Origin of the sequence: Solirubrobacter soli DSM 22325, from assembly GCF_000423665.1 — a bacterium.
GTDB classification, from domain to species: Bacteria; Actinomycetota; Thermoleophilia; order Solirubrobacterales; family Solirubrobacteraceae; genus Solirubrobacter; species Solirubrobacter soli.
Genome location: NZ_KE384069.1, coordinates 345,844 through 368,337, shown reverse-complemented (window position 1 = coordinate 368,337; position 22,494 = coordinate 345,844). Strand labels below are relative to the sequence as shown.

General features: G+C 70.2%; 11 protein-coding genes. 4 read left to right on the top strand and 7 right to left on the bottom strand.

Annotation, left to right across the window (positions count from 1 at the left end; translation table 11 throughout):
• The first annotated feature begins 90 nt into the window (after positions 1-90).
• The 3 genes from G569_RS0131230 to G569_RS0131220 all read left to right on the top strand — a co-directional run bounded on the left by G569_RS0131230 (position 91) and on the right by G569_RS0131220 (position 3,011).
• Positions 91-999, top strand: a complete 909-nt coding sequence (locus G569_RS0131230) for a lytic transglycosylase (protein ID WP_169542285.1) — start codon at positions 91-93, stop codon at positions 997-999.
• Positions 1,000-1,066: 67 nt separating this feature from the next.
• Positions 1,067-1,540 (top strand): MarR family winged helix-turn-helix transcriptional regulator, encoded by a 474-nt coding sequence (locus G569_RS0131225; protein ID WP_028066327.1) that lies wholly within the window; start codon positions 1,067-1,069, stop codon positions 1,538-1,540.
• Between the two features lie 67 nt (positions 1,541-1,607).
• Positions 1,608-3,011: a DHA2 family efflux MFS transporter permease subunit gene (locus G569_RS0131220; RefSeq protein ID WP_028066326.1), complete on the top strand. Its 1,404-nt coding sequence runs from the start codon at positions 1,608-1,610 to the stop codon at positions 3,009-3,011.
• A gap of 28 nt (positions 3,012-3,039) precedes the next feature.
• On the opposite strand, the gene uvrA is transcribed toward G569_RS0131220, so the two are convergent.
• The 5 genes from uvrA to G569_RS0131195 all read right to left on the bottom strand — a co-directional run bounded on the left by uvrA (position 3,040) and on the right by G569_RS0131195 (position 17,651).
• Positions 3,040-5,937 (bottom strand): excinuclease ABC subunit UvrA, encoded by a 2,898-nt coding sequence (gene uvrA / locus G569_RS53100; protein ID WP_037500376.1) that lies wholly within the window; start codon positions 5,935-5,937, stop codon positions 3,040-3,042.
• 122 nt (positions 5,938-6,059) lie between these two features.
• Positions 6,060-14,276, bottom strand: coding sequence for an OmpL47-type beta-barrel domain-containing protein (locus G569_RS59385; protein WP_053227236.1), 8,217 nt, complete (start codon positions 14,274-14,276; stop codon positions 6,060-6,062).
• Positions 14,277-14,435: 159 nt separating this feature from the next.
• Positions 14,436-15,965: a carboxypeptidase M32 gene (locus G569_RS0131205; RefSeq protein WP_028066325.1), complete on the bottom strand. Its 1,530-nt coding sequence runs from the start codon at positions 15,963-15,965 to the stop codon at positions 14,436-14,438.
• The gene (locus G569_RS0131200) at positions 15,962-16,843 is read right to left on the bottom strand and encodes a DivIVA domain-containing protein (protein WP_028066324.1); all 882 of its coding nucleotides are present in this window, start codon (positions 16,841-16,843) and stop codon (positions 15,962-15,964) included. The genes G569_RS0131205 and G569_RS0131200 overlap by 4 nt, the downstream gene beginning before the upstream one ends.
• 28 nt (positions 16,844-16,871) lie before the next feature.
• Positions 16,872-17,651 (bottom strand): HhH-GPD family protein, encoded by a 780-nt coding sequence (locus G569_RS0131195; RefSeq protein WP_028066323.1) that lies wholly within the window; start codon positions 17,649-17,651, stop codon positions 16,872-16,874.
• Positions 17,652-17,746: 95 nt separating this feature from the next.
• On the opposite strand from G569_RS0131195, the gene G569_RS53090 reads away from it, so the two are divergent.
• Positions 17,747-21,310 (top strand): family 78 glycoside hydrolase catalytic domain, encoded by a 3,564-nt coding sequence (locus G569_RS53090; protein WP_053227235.1) that lies wholly within the window; start codon positions 17,747-17,749, stop codon positions 21,308-21,310.
• Here G569_RS53090 and G569_RS0131185 read toward each other — a convergent pair.
• Positions 21,297-21,719: a hypothetical protein gene (locus G569_RS0131185; RefSeq protein WP_028066322.1), complete on the bottom strand. Its 423-nt coding sequence runs from the start codon at positions 21,717-21,719 to the stop codon at positions 21,297-21,299. The two genes, G569_RS53090 and G569_RS0131185, sit on opposite strands and share 14 nt — an antisense overlap.
• Positions 21,692-22,489 carry a 50S ribosomal protein L11 methyltransferase gene (locus G569_RS59380; RefSeq protein ID WP_053227234.1) on the bottom strand — a complete coding sequence of 266 codons (798 nt, stop codon included), beginning with the start codon at positions 22,487-22,489 and terminating at the stop codon, positions 21,692-21,694. The genes G569_RS0131185 and G569_RS59380 overlap by 28 nt, the downstream gene beginning before the upstream one ends.
• Positions 22,490-22,494: the final 5 nt, after the last annotated feature.

Genomic DNA, 22,494 nt, shown 5'->3' with positions numbered 1-22,494 from the left:
CCGCGGTCGGGGCAGCCTGCGGGTCAGTCAGACACTTCGCTGGGAGGCTACGTGTTTCGTCGTACTCCGCTACTCGCAGTTTCATTCGCCATGCTGTTGGTCGCTCCTGCAAGCGCCGCCGTGCCGCACGTCGTGCAGCCAGGCGAGACGCTGTGGTCGATCGCGTCCGCCAACAACCTCACCACCCGCACCGTCGCCGCGTTCAACGGCCTTTCCGAGAGCTCGCAGGTCGTGCTCGGCAGCACCATCCAGGTCCCGAGCACCGTCGAGGGCTACGCCGCGCTCCAGAAGGCCGGCCTCGTCACCTCCGCATCGGCCGCCGCGCCCGCCACCTCTGCCGCGCCGGCCGCCGCTCCTGCTTCGTCCGCCCCAGCCCCGATGGGCGGCTACACGGTCCGCGTGGGCGACACGCTGTCGGGCCTCGCCGCGGGTGCGCGCGTGTCCGTGGGCGCGATCGCCGCCATGAACGGCCTCGATCCCGCCGGCCTGCTCATCGCCGGCACCGTGATCAAGCTGCCGACCGGCGCGCCCGCCCCCGCGCGCGCCTCGCAGCCCGCACCGACCGCGACCGTCGTCCCGGTCGCGGCGCCTGAGCCCACCGCGTCACGCGTCGGCGCGTCCGACGTCCAGTCCGTCGCCGCCGCCCACGGCGTCTCCCCCTCGTTGGCGACCGCGATCGCCTGGCAGGAGAGCGGCTTCAACAACGCGATGGTCTCCTCGGCCAACGCCCGCGGCGTCATGCAGGTCATGCCCGGCACGTGGGACTACGTGCAGAAGAACCTCGCCGGCCGCCAGCTCAACCCGTACTCGGCCACCGACAACGTGACCGCCGGCGTCCTGTACCTGAAGTCGCTGCTCAACCAGACTGGCGGGAACGAGTCGCAGGCGATCGCCGCCTATTACCAGGGCCTCGGCGCGTTGCGCTCGCGCGGCGTGTTCGAAGACACCGCCAAGTACGTCGCGAACGTCCAGGCGCTGCGCGGCCGCTTCGGCGGATAGTTGCGCCTCCGATTGGTCCGCGGCGGGATGATCTCGTCGCGGACCAATCGCTGCTACGCTCGGTGTCATGGCGATAGTTGAGCGGACACCGGATCTCGCGTTCCTCTTCTCGTCCGCCGCGCACTCGCTCCAGACGGAGCTGACCGCCCGGCTCGAGCACCTCGGACTCTCCCCTCGCGAGCAGTGCGTGCTGATCAAGGCGCTCGAAGCCGATCGCACGCAGATCCAGCTCGCCGAGCTCTGCCAGCTCGACAAGACGACGATGGTCGTCACGGTCGACAAGCTCGAGAAGCGCGGGCTCGTCGAGCGGCGCCCCGCCCCGAACGACCGGCGCGCGCGGATCATCGCCGTGACCGACGCCGGGCGCGAGCTCGCGAACGACGGCGACGATCTCGTCCAGGGCATCTTCGCCGACGTCCTCGCCTCGTTGCCCGAGGCCGAGCGCGACGTCTTCGCCTCGGCGCTCCGGCGCCTCGTCGACGAGCGGCTCGCCCACCCGCCGCAGTGCGTGCAGCCCGTGAGGCGCCCGCGGGCAACCTAAAGGGGCCTGACCCCTTTAGGTTGAAAGTAGATCGTCTAGTTCTAGATCATCTGCTACGGTCCCTCGTATGACCGTTTCAACTCGCGACTCGCGCTGGCTGGCCCTCGTCGTCCTGTGCGCGGGGATGCTGATGGTGATCCTCGACCAGACGATCGTGAACGTGGCCCTGCCGACGATCCAGTCGGACCTCGGCTTCTCCGCGTCAGGTCTGGCGTGGGTCATCAACGCCTACCTGATCGCCTTCGGCGGTCTGCTGCTGCTCGCCGGCCGGCTCGGCGACCTGATCGGCCGCCGCACGATCTTCCTCGCCGGCCTCGCCGTCTTCACCCTCGCTTCTCTGCTGTGCGGGCTCTCCGGCTCGCCCGAGATGCTGATCGCCGCGCGGTTCATCCAGGGCGTCGGCGGCGCGCTGAGCTCCGCCGTGATCCTCGGCATGATCGTGACGATGTTCCCCGAGCCGGGCGAGCAGGGCCGCGCGATCGGCGTCTTCTCGTTCGTCGCCTCGGCGGGCGCGTCGATCGGTCTGCTCGCGGGCGGCGTCCTGACGCAGGCCCTCACGTGGCACTGGATCTTCTTCGTCAACGTGCCGATCGGCGTGCTGGCGTTCGTGCTCGGCGCGCGCTGGATCGCTCCGGAGCGGGGTCTCGGCCTGCGCGCCGGCGCCGACGTCCCGGGCGCCGTGTTGGTGACGGGCGCGCTGATGCTCGGCGTCTACACGATCGTCGACGCACGCTCGCTGGTTCTGGCGGTCGTCGCCGTCGCGCTGCTGGCCGCGTTCGTCTGGCGCCAGGCGACCGCCGCCCGCCCGCTGCTCCCGCTCCGCGTCCTGCGCTCCCGCAACGTCGCGGGCGCGAACCTGGTGCAGATGCTGATGATCGCGGGGATGCTCGGCGTGTTCTTCCTCGCCGTGCTGTACCTGCAGCGGGTGCTCGGCTACGACGCCGTCCGCACCGGCGCCGCCTTCCTGCCGATCTCGCTGTCGATCGGCGTGCTGTCGCTGGGCTTCTCGGCGCGGCTGAACGCACGCTTCGGGGCGCGCAACGTGCTGATCCCCGCGCTCGCCTCGATCGTGGCGGGCCTGTTCCTGCTCTCGCGCGTGCCGGTCGACGGCCAGTACGTCACCGATCTGCTGCCGGCGATGGTGCTGCTCGGCATCGGCGGCGGCCTGACCTTCCCGGCGCTGATGACGCTGGCGATGTCCTCCGCCGCACCCGAGGACTCCGGCCTCGCGTCGGGCCTCGTGAACACGACCCAGCAGGTCGGCGGCGCGCTCGGCCTGGCGATCCTCGCCACCGTCGCCGAGAACCGCACCGGCTCCGCGACCAGCGCCGCCGCCCTCGTCGACGGCTACGGCGTCGCGTTCGAGGTCGCCTCCGCGCTCGTGCTGGCCGCGCTGGTGCTCGCCGTGGTCATCCTGCGCCCGAGCCGCCGGACCGCCGTCGCCGCCGAACCCGCCGTCGCGACGAACTGACCGCGGCGCGGCGTGGCGCCGCGCCGGGTCAGGCCGCCGCGGCGACCTTGCGGGGCGCGCGTTTGCGGGCCGGCGGCTTTGGCTTGGCCGAGGGCTTCGTGAGGTCCTTCATGTAGCGGCCCGTGTAGGACGCTTCGACCTTCGCGATGTCCTCGGGGGTGCCGGCGGCCATGAGGGTGCCGCCCTCCTCGCCGCCTTCCGGGCCCATGTCGATGATGCGGTCCGCGGTCTTGATCACGTCGAGGTTGTGCTCGATGACGACGACGGAGTTGCCCTGGTCGACCAGGCGCTGGAGGACCTCCAGCAGCTTCTGGATGTCGGCGAAGTGCAGGCCCGTGGTGGGCTCGTCGAGGATGTAGAGGGTGCGGCCGGTCGCGACCTTCGCGAGCTCGCTCGCCAGCTTGATGCGCTGCGCCTCGCCGCCCGACAGCGTCGTCGCCGGCTGGCCGAGCCGCATGTAGTTCAGGCCGACGTCCTGCAGGGTCTGGAGGCGGCGGGCGATCTTCGGGACGTGGGCGAAGAACTCGAGCGCCTCCTCGACGGGCATGTCGAGGACGTCGGCGATCGTCTTGCCCTTGAACCGGATGTCCAGCGTTTCCTTGTTGTACCGCTTGCCGTGGCACTGCTCGCACGGGACGTAGATGTCCGGCAGGAAGTGCATCTCGATCTTGATCTGGCCGTCGCCGCGGCAGACCTCGCAGCGACCGCCCTTGACGTTGAACGAGAACCGGCCCGGCTTGTACCCGCGCGCCCGCGCCTCCTGCGTCTTGGAGTACAGGTCGCGGATGATGTCGAAGAGCCCGATGTACGTCGCCGGGTTCGACCGCGGCGTGCGGCCGATCGGCGACTGGTCGACCGAGATGATCTTGTCCAGGTGCTCGAGGCCCTTGAGGCGCTTGTGCGCGCCCGGCCGCATCCGCGAGCGGTGCAGCTTGTTCGCGACGGCCTTGTAGAGGATCTCGTTGACCAGGGTCGACTTGCCCGAGCCCGACACGCCCGTCACCGCGCAGAACACGCCGAGCGGGATCTTGACGTCGACGTTCTTGAGGTTGTGCTGCGACGCCCCGATGATCTCGACGTACGCCGAGGGCTTGCGCCGCACCGCGGGCGGCTCGATCCGCCGCGTTCCCGCCAGGAACTGCCCGGTCAGCGACTGCTCGACGGCCATGATCTCCTCCGCCGTGCCCCGCGCGACGACATGCCCGCCGTGCTCACCGGCGCCGGGACCCATGTCGACCACGTAGTCGGCGGCGCGCATCGTGTCCTCGTCGTGCTCGACGACCAACACCGTGTTGCCGAGGTCGCGCAGCCGCTCCAGCGTCTTGATCAGCCGCTCGTTGTCGCGATGGTGCAGGCCGATCGACGGCTCGTCGAGGATGTAGAGCACGCCCACCAGCGACGACCCGATCTGCGTCGCCAGCCGGATCCGCTGCGCCTCGCCGCCGCTCAACGTCGCCGACGCCCGCTCCATCGACAGGTACCCGACGCCCACGTTGTCCAGGAACCGCAGGCGCTCGTCGATCTCGCGCAGGATCAGCCGCGCGATCGCGCGGTCCTGGTTGGAGAGCTCGAGCCCGTCCATCCACTCGATCGCCCGCTTGGCGCTCAACGCCGTGAACTCGTGGATCGGGATGCCGCCCACCTTGACCGCCCGCGACTCCGGCCGCAGGCGCGCGCCGTTGCACTCCGGGCACGGCCGCATCGACATGTACTCCTCGATCTTCTCCCGCGACCAGTCGGAGTCGGTCTCCTTGTAGCGGCGCTCGAGGTTCGGGACGATGCCCTCGAAGGTCGTCATGTACGACCGCTTGCGACCCATCCGGTTGCGGTACGTCACGTACAGCTTGTCGCCGTTGGTGCCGTACAGGAAGAGGTTCTGGACCTCGGCCGGGAGGTCCTCCCACGCCGAGTCGACGTCGACCTCGTAGCGCTCGGCGATCGCCTGCGCGATCTGCTCGTAGTAGCCCGTCGCCCCTGAGGACCACGGCAAGATCGCGCCTTCGTTGATCGAGAGCGACGGGTCCGGCACCACGAGCTCGGGGTCGATCTCCATCATCGAGCCCAGCCCGGTGCAGCGCGGGCAGGCGCCATGCGGCGCGTTGAACGAGAACGAGCGCGGCTCGAGCTCGGGCATGGAGATCCCGCAATGCAGGCAGGCGAAGCGCTCGGAGTACGTGAAGATCTCCGGCTCACCGTCGCGAGGAACGGTCTCCACCTCGAGGATGCCGTCGGCCAGCGCGACCGCGGTCTCCACGGAATCCGCCAGGCGCTTGCGCAGCTCCGGCCGCATCACCAGACGGTCCACGACCACCGAGATGTCGTGCTTGTAGCGCTTGTCGAGGACGATCTCCTCCTCGAGCTGGCGCAGCTCGCCGTCCACCTTGACGCGCGTGAAGCCCTCGCCGCGCAGCTCGGCCAGCTGCTTGCCGTACTCGCCCTTGCGGCCGCGCACGATCGGCGCCATGACCATGAACCGCGTGCCTTCCTCCAGGCCCATGATCTGGTCGATGATCTGCTCCGCCGACTGCGCCGCGATCGGCCGCCCGCAGTTGAAGCAGTGCGGCTTGCCGATCCGCGCCCACAGCAGACGCAGGTAGTCGTAGATCTCCGTGACCGTGCCGACCGTCGACCGCGGGTTGCGCGACGTCGTCTTCTGATCGATCGAGATCGCCGGCGACAGACCCTCGATGGAGTCCACATCCGGCTTGTCCATCTGCCCCAGGAATTGGCGCGCGTACGCGCTCAGCGACTCGACGTAGCGGCGCTGACCCTCGGCGTAGATCGTGTCGAACGCGAGCGAGGACTTGCCGGAGCCGGACAGCCCGGTGATGACGACGAGCGAGTCACGCGGCAGCTCGACGGTGACGTCCTTGAGGTTGTGCTCCCGGGCGCCCGAGACGACGATGGAGTTCTGACGAGAGGACATAAGTCTGCCTCTCAGTCTATGACCAGCGCGGACGGAACAGTCGAACGCGTGTTCGTGCGTCCGAAGACGCACGCCCGGTCCCCGCGGCGAAACCCGCAGGGACCGGGAATTGCGTCAGCGAGCTACGGCGTGGTCGCCGACAGCGTGAACGTGATCCGCTTGCTGTAGTGACCCGCGACCAGCTTGTCGGTGGCAGCGACAGGCTGCTTGAACTCGACCGTCACGGGGTCGTTGGCCAGCGGCCCGGTCCAGGACTTCAGGACAGTGGGCGTGCCGCCGATCGGCGCGAACGCCCCACCGGCGGCGGCCTGCAGCGGCTGCGGGAGCGCCGTGGTGCCGTTGACCAGGCGGCCCGGAGCGTTCGTGCTCTGATCCACCGCGCTCAACGCCGTGGTGGGCGAGCTGGACGTCACCTTCGCCGCCAGCGACGCGGTGTAGTCCTTCGCGACGCCCGGGACCAGCGGGCCGACGGTCGCCGCCCCGGTGAACTCGAGCGACATCACCAGCGGCACGTCCGCGTTGACGTCGGCGTCCTCGGAGTCACCCGCCCCCGGCGCCTGGATCGAGAACGCCACCGACTTGGTGGCCTCGGTGTTGCCGGCCTTGTCCTTGGAGCGGTACTCGACCACGTGCGAACCGACCGCGGACACGCCGACGGTCGTCACGAACGGGCTCGCCGAGCTCGTGTTGTCCTTGCGGACCCACTCGCCGGTCGCCCCGCCCGTGTTGACGCGGTACTCGGTGTAGTCCACGCCCGAGCCCGGGGTCGAGCCGCCACCCGCGGTGACGGTGACCTTGCCGACCATGCCCTCCCAGCCGTCCGTGCCCTTGTGCGAGTGGATCTTGCACATGAACGTGTACGTCCCGGCCGCGTCGACGACCGAGGTCACCGGCGGGCCGCCCGGGATGACGATGTTGCCCGTGTCGTTGTTGCTCAGGCGCGTGCCGTCGCTGGTCGCCGACTCGCCGGGCTTGATGATCCACACGTCGTGGACCGTGCCCGCCGTCGCCGTCGGGAAGTTCCAGCGCACGGTGTCGCCGACCGTCGCGGTCAGCGCGTTCGGCTCCCAGTGGTCGGCGAACGCGTTGGCGTCGACCGTCTTCGGCGCGCCCCCGCCCCCGCCGGCCTGCGCCGGATCGGTGGCCGACAGCTGGACGCTGACCGGACCGTTGTAGGTCCCGCCCGCACCCGGCGAGGCCGGGGTGAGCGCGCTGGTCGTCACCGGCGCGACGGTGTCCGCGGTGCCGATGGTGAAGTCGACCTTCTTGGTCGCCTCCACGTTGCCCGCCACGTCCGTCGAGCGGTACTCGACCGTGTGCGCGCCGTTGCCCGTCACCTTCACCGGGCCCTGGACCGAGCCGGCGTCGAGCGAGAGCACGCGGACGTTCTTGTAGTCGATGACGTCGGCATCCGAGTGGTTCTGGAGGCCGATGTAGCCGCGCGTGAACTGGCGATCCGTCGTCGACGGGTCACCGGACCGGGAGGACGTCTTGCCCGGCGTGTTCTGGAAGGTCTGCAGGACCTCCCCGTTGCGGCTGATCGTGTAGGTCTGACCGACGACCTTGATCTCGTAATCCACCCAGGTACCGCGCGGCTGGACCTTCGCCTGCGTGGCGTTGAGCGGCGAGAAGTTGTAGATCGAGCCCGTCTTCTGCGCGTCGGACTGGTAGTCGTTGATCTGGATCTCGTGACCGCAGTAGATCGCGACCCAGGCCTGATCGGTCTGGGCCGAACCGACCTGGCACGGGAACCGGTTCGCGGCGGTCCGCGTCACGGCCTCGGCCGGGTTCGGGAAGCGCACGAACGCGCCACCGTTCCCGTTCGTACCCGTGGCCGAGTCACGCCACTGGAACTTCATCACGAAGTCGCCGTAGTCCTTGACCGGATACCACGGCATCCCCAGCCCGCCGGACGGGCGGAAGAAGCCGCCGTCAGCGGCGTTCCAGGTGAGCTTGCCCGGACCGGCCTGCGCCCACTTGGCGAGATCGGCCTCCGTGTTGAGGATCGTCTCCTCCTCCACGTACGGCTTCCAGTCGCCGCCGTCGACGCGGATCTCGGTCGCCTTCACGCCCGAGGTCGCGTCCGTCGCGTCGAGGTCGACCGCGACGTCGCCGGTGTAGGTCGCCTTCGGATCGGAGCCGTTGAGCTTGGCCGAGGTCGCCGGGCCCGTCTTGTCGATCTTGAACGTCACCGTCCGCGTCGACTCGACGTTGCCCTTCTTGTCCGTCGAGCGGTACTCGATCGTGGTCGTCCCGGCCGTGCTGACCGTGAACGGGGCCGTGTAGGCCGTCCAGGTCGAGGCGCCGGCGGTGCGGTACTCGGTCTTGTCGACCCCCGAGCCGCCGTTGTTGTCGGTCGCGTTGAGCGTGACCTTGACGTCGCCCTTGTACCAGCCGGAGTCACCGTTGGGCGTCGTCGGGTCGAGCACGTTCGTCGTGCTCGGCGCCGTCGTGTCACCGCCGGTGCCGCCGCAGTCCGCCGTCTCGAGCGTGAACGACTCGAGCTCGACGTTCTTGTTCGCCGAGTTGCCGTCGCGCTTGCCGAACACGCCGATGCGATAGCCGCCCGGCTGGTTGAGGTACTGCGTCGTCGAGATCGGCGCGCCGAACGTCGTGAACGTGACCCCGTCCGTCGACGTCGCCGTGTTCAGGGTCTTGGCCACGTCGTCGTAGGCGAGCCGAACCCAGATGTAGTCCCCGGAGGTGCTGAGCGCACCGGAGTTCGGGTACGGCACGGTCGCCGGGGGCAGCGTGATCGCCGACCCGTTGGCGGTCAGCACCCGCTCCGCCCACTTGCCCGGCTGGTTGCCGGAGGTGTTCGGATCGGTGTCGTTCTTGTACTGCACCGTCGCCTTGACGAAGTAGTTCGGGCTGAAGCTGTTGATCAGCCCGAGCCCGAGCGCCTCGCCATCCGCGGTCAGACCCGAGTGCACGACCTTCGCGGTCGCGGTCCACGAGCCCGTCGCGGGGGCCTGCTGCAGCAGCAGCTGGGCGTTGCCCGTCGCCGCGTACAGGTCGGCCTGGCGGAGCGGGACGACCAGGCGGCCGTTGGCCACCGTCGGGTTCGCGCCCGTGATCGGGTTCACCAGCGACCACTTCGGGTCGATCGTGGAGCCGGTGAACTCGTCCGTCTGCGGGCACGAGCCGTCGCCGCCGCAGTCGTCGCCCGGGATCTGCGGATCCGAGGACGAGACCACGTTGAACGCGTCGAACTGCGCGATGTCGTCGGTGCCGCCCGCGTCGTGCTTGGTGAACACGCCGACCCGCAGACCGCCCGGCTGGGACAGGTACTGCGTGACCGAGATCGGCGCGCCGAACGAGTTGAACGTCGTGCCGTTGGTCGAGGACCAGGTCGTGATCGTCTTGGCCGCGTCGTCGTAGACGAAGCGCACCCAGATGAACTCACCGCTCGTGTTGAGCGCCCCGGAGTTGGGCCACGGGACCGTGGCCGGCGGGATGACGACCGACGCGTTGTTGGCCGTCAGCACGCGCTCCGTCCACTTGCCCGGCTGGTTGCCGGCCGTGTTCGGATCGGTGTCGGTCTTGTACTGGACCGTCGTCTTGAGCAGGTAGTTCGGGTTGAGCGTGTTGATCAGCGCCAGGCCGGCCGCCCGGCCGTCGGCGTTGATCGTCGCGTGGGCGACCTTGGCGGTCGCGACCCACGAGCCACTCGGCACGGCCTGCATCAGCGCCTGCGCGTTGCCCGTGTTCGTGTACAGGTCGCCCTGCACCATCGGCATCGTCAGACGCCCGCTGCCCACGGTCGGCGGGTTGCCGGCGAGCGGGTTGACGATCTGCCACTTCGGGTCCAGGGCCGAGCCGTTGAACTGATCCGACTGCGCCGAGCAGCCGCCGTTGCCACCGCCCGGGAGGTCGATGGCGAACGTGACCGTCCCGATCGGCGACTCGACGTTGCCCGCCTTGTCGCGGGAGCGGAACTCGACCGTGTGGTAGCCCTCGTCGCCGACCGTGAACTCGGTCACGAACGGGGAGGCGTTGGCCGTGTTGTCCTTGCGCGTCCAGGACCCGCCGTCGATCCGGTACTCCGTCCACTCGACGCCGGCGCCGCCGGTGCCGTCGTTGGCCCGCAGGCCGACCTTCACGGCGGCCGTGTAGGTGGCGGCCGGCGTGGCGTCGTTGAGCTGGACCGTCGTGGTCGGGGCGGCCGTGTCGTCGGAGACCGGGACGCTCAACGTCTGCGTCGCGCGCTCACCGTCGGCATAGACCACCGTCAGCTTCGCCGTGTAGGCGCCGGGCGCGGCGTAGGCGTGCAGCGGGTTGGTCCCCGCGGCCGTCTCACCGTCCCCGAAGTCCCACTCGTAGGCGACGCCGCCTGAGGCGCCGGCCGAGAACTGGACCGTCCGCGCCGTGGCCGTCGAGGTCCACTGCAGGTCCGGGCCGGGAGTGTCCGGGCCGCCGGTGTACTTGAAGCGGTACAGGCCGGCGCCCGAGCCGGTCGTGAAGAAGCCCTCGTAGACCTGCACGTAGAGGGCGCCGTCCGGACCGAACTTGGAGTCCATGTAGTTCGCGCCCCAGGGGAGCGAACCGCGGAAGGAGTCCGCGTAGATCGGCTGGGAGCCGTCCTGGTCGGACGCCGGATCGAGCAGCAGCGCGTGCTTGGCGCTGTTGTTGCCGAAGTCGTTCAGGAACCAGCGGCCGTCCCAGTACTTCGGCCAGCGCGCGGAGTTGTCCGCGCCCTCCTTGTACCGGTAGACCGGGCCCGTGAACACCGTCGCGCCGGAGGCGGTCAGGTACGGACACAGCTGCGTCGGCGACGTCGAGCCGTAGTTGGGAGCGTTGTTGGCGCCCTGCTCGCGCGGGAACTGCGGGCAGCCGTTGCTGTTGTTCGGGTTGCCGCGGCTGTACCAGACGTTGTTGGAATGCGCCGTGCCCGCGTCCTTGCCGGTGCCCGTGACGTGCGGCAGCGTGACCAGACCGGTGTTGTTGGTCGAGTCGTTGACGAGGTTGTTGCAGTCATACCAACCGTTCGTGGGCGCGCTCGCCGGACCGCCGGTCACATAGCCGGTGGTGTTGGTCGTGCGCAGCGAGCCGTCCGCGATGCGATCGCGGTAGGCCTGCTTGTTGCCCATGCAGTACGGCCAGCCATAGTTGCCGGCCGTCGGCAGCTGCGTGGCGGTCTCATACGTCGACGGACCCTGCGTCGCCGACGGCGAGCCGGCATCCGGGCCCACCCACGCGGCATACGGCACGTCGGTGACCGGATCGATCGTCATCCGCGACGGATTGCGCAGACCCATCGCGTAGATCTCGGGCTTGGCCTTGCCGCCGCCGCCCTCGGTGCCGTCGAACAGGTTCGGACCGTTCGGCGAGCTCGCGGTCGGCAGCGTGTAGGTGGTGCCCACGCCGACCGCCGGCTTCGACCCGTCCGCCAGGTTGTCGATCGGGTTGAAGCGCAGCATCTTGCCGTTGTAATCGTTGGTGTTGCCGGCGGTTCTGCGCGCGTCGTTGAACGCGACGTTGTTGGCTCCGCAGTGCGTGTTGGTCGCCTGCGTCGGGTCGCCCGTCGGGCAGCGCTGCGGCTGGTAGTTGCCCGAGTAGCCGTTGGTCGACTGCGACGAGTTGTCGTCGCCGACCGTCACATAGAGGTTGCCCTCGGAGTCGAAGGCCATGCCGCCGCCCTGATGGCAGCAGCTCCAGATCTGCAGGTCGTAGTTGAAGATCGTGACCTCGGAGTCGAGGTCGATCTTCTTGGTGTTGAGATTGACCGTGAAGCGTGAGATGCGCGCCTGGGCCATCTTCGTGATCCGGCGCTGGTCGCCGTCGGCCATGCCGGGATGCACCGGGTTGTCCGGGTTGAACGTCGGGACGTACTGCAGGTAGATGTGCCCCGTCGTGGCGAAGTCCGGCGCCGCGGCGACGCCGAGCAGGCCCGTCTCGATCTTGCCGTTGACCTCGTTTCCGCCGCCGCGATCGCCGTAGACGGGCAGCACCGCCGCCTGCGTCACCCCGGAGTTGACGGTGCCGTTGACGGCCTTCGGATCGAGGATGTGGATCGTGCCGCAGCCGACGCCGACGTTGCGGTTGGCGAAGTCCAGGATCTGCGCCTGCGACGCGAGCCCGACCATCTTCCCCCGCTCGGCGTTCGTGCGGCAGTCGGCACGGCCGATGTAGATCGCCCAGCCGTTGTTGGCCAGCGACACGCCGTGCGACTCACCGCTGGCGGTCAGGTCACCGGACGCGGCGCTGACGAGGCGTTCGGTCGAGTAGTTGGACATGATCGTGGCCTTGCAGCCGCCGCGAACGAGGCCGCCGGCCCACTGGATCGCGCCCAGCAGGTGCTTCTTGAGGTCGGCCTGGCCGTAGCCGGCCGCGGTGCGGCCCATCCCGGTGTAGAAGGAACGGCCGCCCTGGTAGTCGCGGCACCAGGAGATCGGCCAGTCGGTGCCGCCCGTCGTGGTGCCGTCACCGGCCGCCGCGCCGACGGCGCGGTGGCGGGCGAGCGTGTGGACCGTGCCCGTGGGGCGGGTGGTCCAGCGGTAGTAGATGTCGTTGCGCGTCCACTCGAGCGGCAGGCCCTTGGTGGCGGGATGGACGCGGTCGCCGAACACGACGACCTGGTCGGAGGCGGTGGTCGGGCTCGCCGCGTCCGGGCGGGCGCCGATCAGGCCGGTGATGAAGCTGTTGCTCGGTTCGGCCTCGGCCGCCGAGCCGATGCCGACGAACCCGCCGCCGCCCTGGATGTAGCCCTGCAGGGCGGTCTCCTGCGCCGCGTTCAGGCGGTCGCCCGCGTTGTTGAGGAACACGACGGCGCGATAGTTCGCGAGGTTGGCCGCGGTGAAGACGGATGCGTCGGAGCCGGTGTCGACCGCGAAGTCGTTGGCGGTGCCGAGGTCCTTGATCGCGTTGACGCCGGCGTCGATCGTCGCGTCCGACGGACCGCTGAACACGAGCACCTTCGGCGGCGTCTGAGTGCCGGTGAGCAGGACCCGCTCGACGGCGTCGTCGCTGTTGGAGTCGATGACGAGCCGGGCCACGGACGTGTAGTTGGTGCGGGTCGGCTTGAAGCCGACGTTGATCGTGCAGCTCGCGTTGGGGGCGAGCGACTTGCCGCGGCAGTTCTCGCTCACGACGGCGAAGTCCGCGGCCGTGGCGGCCCCGCCGTCCGCGGCGTCGGCCTCGATCTGGATCGCGTTGGCGCCGCCTGCGATCACGAGCGGCGCGTCGCCGTCATTCGTGATCTTGACCGGCTGCTGGTTCGCCGACGCGGGCGTGCCCTTCGGCACCGAGGAGAACAGCTGCGGGAAGGCCTTCAGCGACGGAGCCGGGTCGGCCTTCATCGCCGCCGCGCCCTCGGCGGCGTTCGTGAACGGGTTGAAGTTCGTCGCCCCGCCGAGCCCGACGGGGTCGCGCTCGCCGAAGTAGTACTTCGTCTTGCCCTTGGCGGACGTGAAGAGCGGGGCGAAGTTGATGACGCCCTTGCCGATCGTGCGCTGATCGCCGTCGCCGCAGTCGGGCTTGATGCCGCCCGCGGCCATGTCCTTGACGTGGAACGAGATGACCCGGCGACCGAACTTCTGGATCATCTGGTTCACGTAGGTCGCGCCGACCGCCGGATCCGACGGCGTCGCGTGACCCGAGGCACCGCACACGGCCCAGCCGATGTCGATCTGCCCCACGACGTAGCGCGGGTCCGTGTTGTCCATCACGATCTCCCACGCGCTCTTGAGCTGGCCGTTGGAGTCGTTGAAGCGGGTGGAGAACTCGCTGTTGTGGTTGTGGAAGTACGCGGGGCCGACGCCGGCCTCGACCGAGCGCTTGCCGAGCTTGTTCAGCTGGGCCGCGGTCGCCAGCGTCTGTGAGAGGTTGCCGAGGCTGCCGGCACCACCGGTGCCGCCCTCGCCGACCATCTCCTGACCGAGGATCTTCGCGGCCGCGATCTCCCCGTCCCAGGTGCTCTCGCTGAGGCTGCCGTGACGGGCGGGGAAGCGGAGGCCGTACTTGTCGCCGAGCGCGCGCAGGTCCAGCAGGCCCTGCCGGTTGCCCTGCGGGCTCGAGCCGCTCGGGAACGGGTTGCCCGGATAGCCGTAGAGCTCGACGTTCTTGATGCCCTGCGCCTGCAGGAACGCGAACAGCCGCTCCAGGCGGGCGTTGACGTTGTTGGCCGGCAGCGTCGGTACGCAGTACGGCGTCGGCGGCGTCGGTGACGCCGGACAGAGGATCTCTCCGGTTCCTCCGCTCAGGTAATCCCTGAAGTTGTAGAGCTGAACGCCGCTCTGGCCTACGGGCGCACCTTCGCCCAGGTTCGCCGGGCGCTGTGCCTGCGCAGCGCCCGCGGTCGCGAGTAGCGCGCCCGCCGACAGCGCAGCGGCGATCGCCACACGCACCCTCCGGTCTCCCCGCATGTGTTCCTCTCCTCGTGTAACCGACTTATGTCAGCCAGCACGACGAAAGTCTACGGCAAACGTCGGGTGAATGAGTGCTTCGTGTAGCCCGCCTTCACAGAAGTGCGCGAGCTATCGGTGGAACGGTCCTATGACTTACGAGCGAGGAACTCGTACGGGCGCAGAAAGCAGCCCGGCGTCCAGCAACTTCGTCTCGAGATACGACAGAAAGGGCTCCACCTGGAGCTCCTCCCCCGTGACGCGCTGGAGCAGCTCGCGCGACGTGAACTTGCGGCCGTGGCGGTGGATGTTCTCGCGCAGCCACTCGCGGAGCGGGGCGAAGTCGCCGGCGGCGATGGTCGCGTCGATGTCCGGGAGGTCGGTCTCAAGGGCGCGCCACAGCTGGGCCGCCATCAGGTTCCCGATCGTGTAGGTCGGGAAGTAGCCGATCATCCCCGTGCCCCAGTGGATGTCCTGCAGGACGCCCTCCTTGAGGGTCGACGTCTCGAGGCCGAGGAGCCGGTGGGTCGCCTCGTTCCACGCGTCGGGCAGGTCCTTGACGGCCAGCCGCCCTTCGATCAGCGCGAGCTCGAGCTCGAACCGCAGCGCGATGTGGAGGTTGTACGTCGTCTCGTCCGCCTCGATCCGCACCAGGGAGAGCCGGACCTGGTTGACGTTGCGGTACAGCTCGGGGACCTCGATGGCGTTGAACGGGCCGGCGAGATGCTTGCGCAGCAGCGGGAGCGCGTACTCGCAGAAGGGCTGGGAGCGACCGACGAGGTTCTCCCAGAGGCGCGACTGCGACTCGTGGACGCCGAGACCGGTCGCCTCGTTGAGCGTCGTCCGGTAGTGCGCGGGGTCCATCTGCGCCTCGTAGAGGCCGTGGCCGAACTCGTGCAGGCAGCTGTAGAGCGCCATCGCGAGGTCGTCCTCCTCCCAGCGGGTGGTGAGGCGGACGTCGGTGTGGGCCATGCTGCGCGCGAACGGGTGGACGGAGGGGTCCAGCCGCCAGTGCTCGGAGTCGAACCCGACGGCGGCGAGCAGCTCCGTCGCCAGCGCCTTCTGGTCGTTCTGCGCGAAGTGGCCCGGGAAGACCCTCCCGTCCTCCCCCGCCGCCGCGGCGGCCGAGACCAGCGGGACGAGTTCCTGCTGGATCGTGCTGAAGAGGGTTTGCAGTTCCGCGGTGGTGAGGCTCGGCTCGTAGTCGTCGAGCAGGACGTCGTACGGGTGGGCGAAGCCCGCGTTGTCGAAGCAGGCGATGTAGGAGTGGCTGAGCTCGAGGACCTTCTCGAGCGCCGGCTGGAAGAGCGCGAAGTCGCCCTTCTCGCGGGCGGCCATCCAGGCCTGCTGCGCGTGCGCGTTGGCGGTCGCGATCTCGGCCGCGAGGTCCGTTGAGACGTTGACCGCCTTGCGGTGGTCGCGCCGGAGGTTGCGGATCAGCGCGGCGTCGTCGGACTCGGGGTCCGCCTCGGCCTCGTACGGCTCCAGGGCGTCGAGGAGCTTGCCCAGCCGTGGGTCGGTGATCCGGTCGTGGACGATCCGCTCGAGCGCCTCGAACTGGTCCGCCCGCGCGTCGGCGCCGCCCGGGGGCATCATCGTGTTCTGATCCCACAGGAGCAGGCCGCCGATCCCGGACAGGTCGGCGATCTCACCCGCGCGCCTGCGGAGCTCCTCGAGCTCCTTCATCCGCCGGCCCGCGCATAGACGTCGTCGAGGAGCGCCTCGAGATCGGGGAGGTCGAAGTGCTCGGCGAGGTACGCGCGCGTGTCCTTGCGTGGACTGCCGGCGAGGGCCATGTTGAGGGCGATGAGGCGCGCGCCCGCGTCTTCGGGCTCGGGCTGCGGCTCCTCGGGAAACAGCGTGTCGGCCGCCGGGACGGGCCAGTCGGGCGCGTCGGGCGCGGAGAGGGGCGGCGAGTCGTGGAGAGACGCGTCGCCGGCGGGCGCGGGCGGGTCGTCGGCCGGCGGCGGCGAGTCGCCGGCGGGCGCGGCGGGAGTGTCGGCCGCAGGCGTGGCGCGCGCCGGCGCGACGTCGGCGGGCGGCGGCGCGACGTCGGCGGGCGGTGGCGCGACGTCGGCGGGCGGTGGCGCGACGTCGGCGGGCGGCGGCGCGACGTCGGCGGGCGCGGCCGGCGTGTCGGCGGCGGGTGCGGGCGTCGCGGGAGTGTCGGCGGCGGTGGGGAGCGAGGTGGCCTGCTCCTGGAGGTCGTTGAGGCCGGCGACGAGGCGCTCGCCCGACTCGCGCAGCGCGCCGACGAGGCGGTTGAGCTCGGCCTCGAGCGCGTTGAGCTTTGCGAGCATGCCGTCGGCGGCGTCCTGCACGCGGGTGACGTGGCCGGAGGCCTCGGCGCCGGCGGCGGCACGCATGTCGGCGGCGCCGCGTTCGGCCGCCTCGAGGATCAGGCGGACCTGTTCGGACGTGCTCGCGGCGAGGGACGGGGCGGGCGCCTGGACGTGCGCCTCGAACTCGTCGGCGACGCGGCGGAGGTGCTCGTCCACCGCCGCCGGGTCGTAGCCGCGGCGGCCGGTGGGGAAGTCGCGGCGTTCGATGCGGTCCCGGTCCACGATCGCTCAGGATAGGGAGCGTCGGCGCTCACGGAAGCTGGGCGGAGCCGTCGGGGGAGCGGACGATGAGACCGTCGCGCTCCAGGCCCACGAGAGCGCGCTCCAGACGCGCGCCCGAGACCGGCGGCTCAGACCCCTCCAAGAGCGCCGCGAGCACGCGCCCGCGCGCCCAGCGGTCGGTGTCCTCGAAGCGGACGGACGCCCGCCGGCGCGGCGCATCCGGCAGCGGCCCGTGGCACCCGGCCGCGACGGGACAGTCAGAGCACACGGGCGTCCGCGGGCGGCAGACCGTCGCGCCGAGCTCCATCATCGCCTGGTTGAACTCCGCCGCCCGCCCGGCCGGCAGCAGCGAAGCGGCGCGCGCCGCCGACTCGCGATCAGAATGCACCACCCCGTCGCGGCGCGAGAGCACGCGCCGCACGTTGGTGTCCACCGCGGCGACCTGTACGTCCCACGCGAACGACGACACCGCCGCGGCCGTGTACGGCCCGACGCCCGGCAGCGTCGTCAGATCCGGAGGCCAGCCCGACTCGGCAACGACCCCCGCCGCCCGCTGCAAGGCGAGCGCGCGGCGGTTGTAGCCGAGCCCACTCCACAGCGCGAGCACGTCGCGGACCGGGGCGCAGGCCAACGCATCCACGTCCGGGAACCGCGAGAGCCAGCGCTCGTAGTACGGCACGACCCGCAGCGCCTGGGTCTGCTGGAGCATCACCTCCGACACGAGCAGCGCGTAGGGATCGCGCGTGAACCGCCACGGCAGCGGCCGCCGCACGCCCGCGTACCAATCGAGAAGCGCCCCCACGTCCATGTCAGAGACGGTACATCGGCGACGGTTGTCGTTTGCGTTCGTTTGTGGTCGTTTTGTACGCTCCAAGCGTTTAGTTCACGCAGGGAGGAGAGAAATTGTTCTCACGCGCACTCGTCGGCGCGGCGCTGGTCGCTGCGCTCGTCGTGCCGTCCACGGCCGCGGCCGCTCCGCTGACCGTCACCGGTCTCACCGCGGACCGTGAAACCAACCCCCTGGGCCTGGGAGACGCGCGGCCCTCGTTCGCCTGGACGCTCCACGGCGACGGCCGCGGCCGCGAGCAGTCCGCCTACCAGGTCGTGGTCTCCAAGGACGGGAGTGACATCTGGGACAGCGGCGAGGTGCACTCGACCGCCTCGGCGAACGTGCCCTACGGCGGGCCCGCACTGGACTCCGGCACCGCGTACACGTGGAAGGTCCGCGCGTGGGACGAGACGGGCCAGCCTTCCGCCTATAGCGCGCCCGCGACCGTCGAGACCGGCCTGCTGCAGCGCGCGGACTGGACCGCGAAGTGGATCGCCGCACCCGCCGACACGCTGAACTTCAGCGGCGACAAGTGGATCTGGTACACGAACGACGACGCCGTCAACAACATGCCGGCGCTGACGCGCTACCTGCGCTCCACCTTCACCCTCGCGAACGCGCCGCAGGACGCCCGCCTGCTGTTCACGGTCGACGACGAAGCCGCGATCTTCGTCAATGGCACCCAGGTGATCGACACCAAGGCCACCCGCGACGCCGACGAGAACGCCTGGCAGAAGGCGATCCAGCTCGATGTCACGAGCCTGCTCAAGCCGGGCGCGAACACGATCGCGGTCCAGGTCAAGAACCGCCTCAATCAGAACGGCGCGCAGACGCCGGGCGGCTTCATCGCCCGCCTGAAGACCGACAGCGCGACCTTCGACACGAACAACTCCTGGAAGACGAGCACCACCGGACCCGCCGGCTGGGAGCAGCCCGCGTTCGATGACAACGCGTGGACGCCCGCGCGCGAGCTCGCCACGTACGGCAGCGGCCCGTGGGGCTCGAACGTTTCCCTCCCGCCCCAGCCCAGCCCGTACCTGCGCAAGGACTTCAGCGCCGCGAAGCAGATCGCGAGTGCCCGCCTGTACGTCTCCGCGCTCGGCATGTACGAGGTCCACATCAACGGCACCAAGGTCGGCGACGCCGTCCTGGCACCGGGCTGGACGGAGTACTCCAAGCGCGTGCCGTCACAGACCTACGACGTCACGAGCCTGGTCAAGCAGGGCGACAACGCGATCGGCGCGATCCTCGGCGACGGCTGGTACAGCACCCGCCTGCAGGGCGGGAAGAAGTGGGGCACGAACCCCGCGCTGCTCGCGCAACTGAAGATCACGTACGCGGACGGCACCTCCACCCGCATCGCCACCGACGGCACGTGGCAGGTCGGCCGCGGCGGCCTGCAGACCACCGGCATCTACGACGGCGAGACCTACGACGCCCGCGCGGACAAGCCCGGCTGGGACCAGCCGGGGTTCAATGCGCAATGGCCCAGCGCCGTCGAGCGCAACGAGACGATGGCGGTCGAGCCCAGCCAGGCGCCGCCGATCCGCGTGATCGACACGCTCCAGCTCAAGGCCGTCACCCACCCGAACGCCGGCACGACGATCTATGACCTCGGCCAGAACTTCGCCGGCTGGGCGAAGATCACGACCCACGGCGCCGCCGGGACGAAGCTCCGGCTGCGCTTCGGCGAGCTCCTCAACGGCGACGGCACGCTCTACACGACCAACCTCCGCTCCGCGCAGCAGACCGACACCTACACGCTCCGAGGAAGCGGCACCGAGACCTACGAACCGCGCTTCACCTACCACGGCTTCCGCTACGTGGAGGTGACCGGCGGGACCGTCGACAGCCTCGAGGGCCGCGTCGTCAGCTCCGACTTGCCGGACTACGGCACGTTCACGTCCTCCAACGCCCTGGTCAACAGCATCCAGTCCGCGATCCGCTGGGGCCAGCACTCGAACTTCCTCGGCGTCCCGAGCGATGCCAGCCAGCGCGACGAGCGCCTCGGCTGGACGGGTGACATCCAGGCGTTCGCCTCGACCGGAGCGTTCAACGAGGACGCCTCGAACTACCTCGGGCAATGGCTGCAGACGCTCCGCGACTCCCAGAACACCAACGGCGCCTTCCCGGACGTCGCCCCCGTCACCTGCTGCGGCGAGGGCACGGCGGGCTGGGGCGATGCCGGCACCGTGCTGCCGTGGGCGCTCTACCGCCGCTACGGCGACCCGCGCATCCTGACCGCCAACTACGACGCGATGACGAAGTGGATCGCGTACCTGAAGGCCAACAGCTCCAACCTCATCCGCCCCAACCAGGGCTACGGCGACTGGCTGGCGCCGGACGGCTCGACGCCGCTGGACTTCATCGGCACCGCGTTCTTCGCCTACAGCACCGACATCGTCCGCCAGACCGCGCAAGCGCTCGGCAAGGACGAGGACGCCGCCACGTATGCATCGCTCTACAGCCAGATCAAGAGCGCGTTCGTGAACCGCTGGGTGCGTGCCGACGGCACCGTCGGCTCCGGCAGCCAGACCAGCTACGTGCTCGCGCTCAAGTTCGGCCTCGTCCCGGACAACCTCGAGCAGCAGGCCTTCGACCGCCTGGCGCTCGATGTCAGCGGCCGCGGGAACCACCTGAGCACCGGCTTCCTCGGCACCCCGTTCCTGCTCAATGTCCTGCAGGACGGAGGCCGCGGCGACCTCGCCTACAAGATCCTCACCCAGGACTCCTACCCGAGCTGGGGCTACATGCTCAGCCGTGGCGGGACGACGATCTGGGAGCGCTGGGACGGCATCCGCCCGGACGGCTCGCTCCAGGACGCCGGGATGAACTCGTTCAACCACTACGGGCTCGGCTCGATCGGCGACTGGCTCTACGACGACGTCGGCGGCCTCGCTCCCAAGGACCCGGGCTACAAGACGCAGTTGGTCGACCCCGCCGTCGGGGAATTGAGGAGCGCCGGAAGCGCCGTCAAGACCAGCTACGGCGAGGCGAAGACGAGCTGGAGCCGTGACGCCGCCGGCCGCCTGAGCATCGACGTCGACCTGCCGGTCAACACGCGCGCCGAGGTCCACGTCCCGCTCGCCGACGGACAGCAGGCACTCGAGTCCGGCAAGCCCGCCAACACCCAGCCCGGCGTGACCTACAAGGGCACGACGAACGGCGACGCGGTCTACGAGGTCGGCAGCGGCTCGTATCGCTTCCTGGCGGCGACGGTCGATGCCACGAGCGTGGACACGCCGGTCAGCGGCAACGTCCCGGCGACGCTCGCGCTGAGCCTGAACCCGGCGAGCTTCGGCGCCTTCACCCCCGGGCTCGCCAAGGACTACGCGGCAACGCTCACCGGCGTCGTCACGAGTACCGCCGGCGATGCCACACTCACGGTCCACGACCCGAGCGCCACCGCCACGGGTCGCCTCGTCAACGGCAGCTTCGCCCTCGCGCAGCCGCTGCAGATCGAGGGCAAGCCGGTGAGCGGCGCGAGCAACCCGACCCCGCTCAAGAGCTGGGCCGCCCCGATCAGCAACGACCCGCTGACGCTCGCCGCCACGCAGAGCATCGGTGCCAACGAGGCGCTACGCACCGGCAGCTACGCCAAGACGCTCACCTTCACACTGAGCACTACGGCGCCGTAGAACGGATCTCCGCCTTGGCCACGAAGTGCGTGGCCAAGGCGTCCCGTTCCGTGAATGAGAGCACGTGGATCCACGCCTGGAGCCCGATCGAGCCGAAGATCCCCATCAGCTCGATCGGGGCCGGGCCCGCGGGATCGCGGTAGCCGTCCCAGGTCTGCTCGTTCGCGCGCCACTCGGCGTCCTCGACGAACGCCTTCGGGTAGAGCCCGAGCGTCTCCTCGCGTGGCGTGAAGTCCAGGCGGAAGAGGCCCGGGGCGTACAGGATCGCCGCCCGCGCGCCGAACTCGACCAGCCGCGACGCGGTGATCAGCAGCCCACCGCCCGGCAGCTCGCACGCCAGCTGGCCCAGCGCCGCGCCCTCGACGGCCGCGCGGTCCGGGTTCAGCAGCTCAAGCGCAGTGCGATCCACTCGTCCTCCGTCCCGAGCGCGTTCGCCGCCTCGAAGCCGGCCGCGTGGTAGCCCGCGAGCACCGCCTCGACCTCCTCGGCGACGATCCCGGACACGATCACGTGCCGGACCTCGCCCGTGATCGACTCCGCCACGCGCGCGTGCACCGGAGGCGGTGCGTTGACGAGCAGCAGCGGGGCGAGCGGGACCGCGTCCTGAGCCAGATCGGCCACCCAGCAGTCCACCGCGACGCCGTTGCGCGCGACGTTCTCGCGCGCGACGTCGATCGCCACGGGCACCCGGTCCACCCCCACGACCGGCCCCCAGCCGAGCTTCGCCGCCGCGATCGCCAGCGTCCCGACGCCACAGCCGAGATCGGCCGCGCCGCCGCACGCGTCCAGCTCCAGCAGCAGCGCGACGCACATCTGCGTCGTCGGATGCGAGCCTGAGCCGAACGCGCTGCCGCGCCGCTCGACCACGACGTCGATGACACCCTCCGGCGGCGAGGGGTCCCACGGCGAGCGGATCGAGACGCGCCCACCCACGATCACCCCGCCGGAGCCGAGCCGCGCACGCCGCGCACGCCAGTCGGCCGGCACCTCCTCGACGGTCCACCCCGTGAGCGCCACCCCGCACGCCGCCTCCATCACCGACCGCTCCAGAGGGACGCCGGTGAAGATCGACAGCACGAAGCCATCCTCGTGGACACCTGCGGGCAAGAGCGGCAGGAGCTTGTCGAGGAGCGCCTCCTTCTCGACGTCGTCGGCGACCCGGAAGGAGGTCAGGAACACCCGCG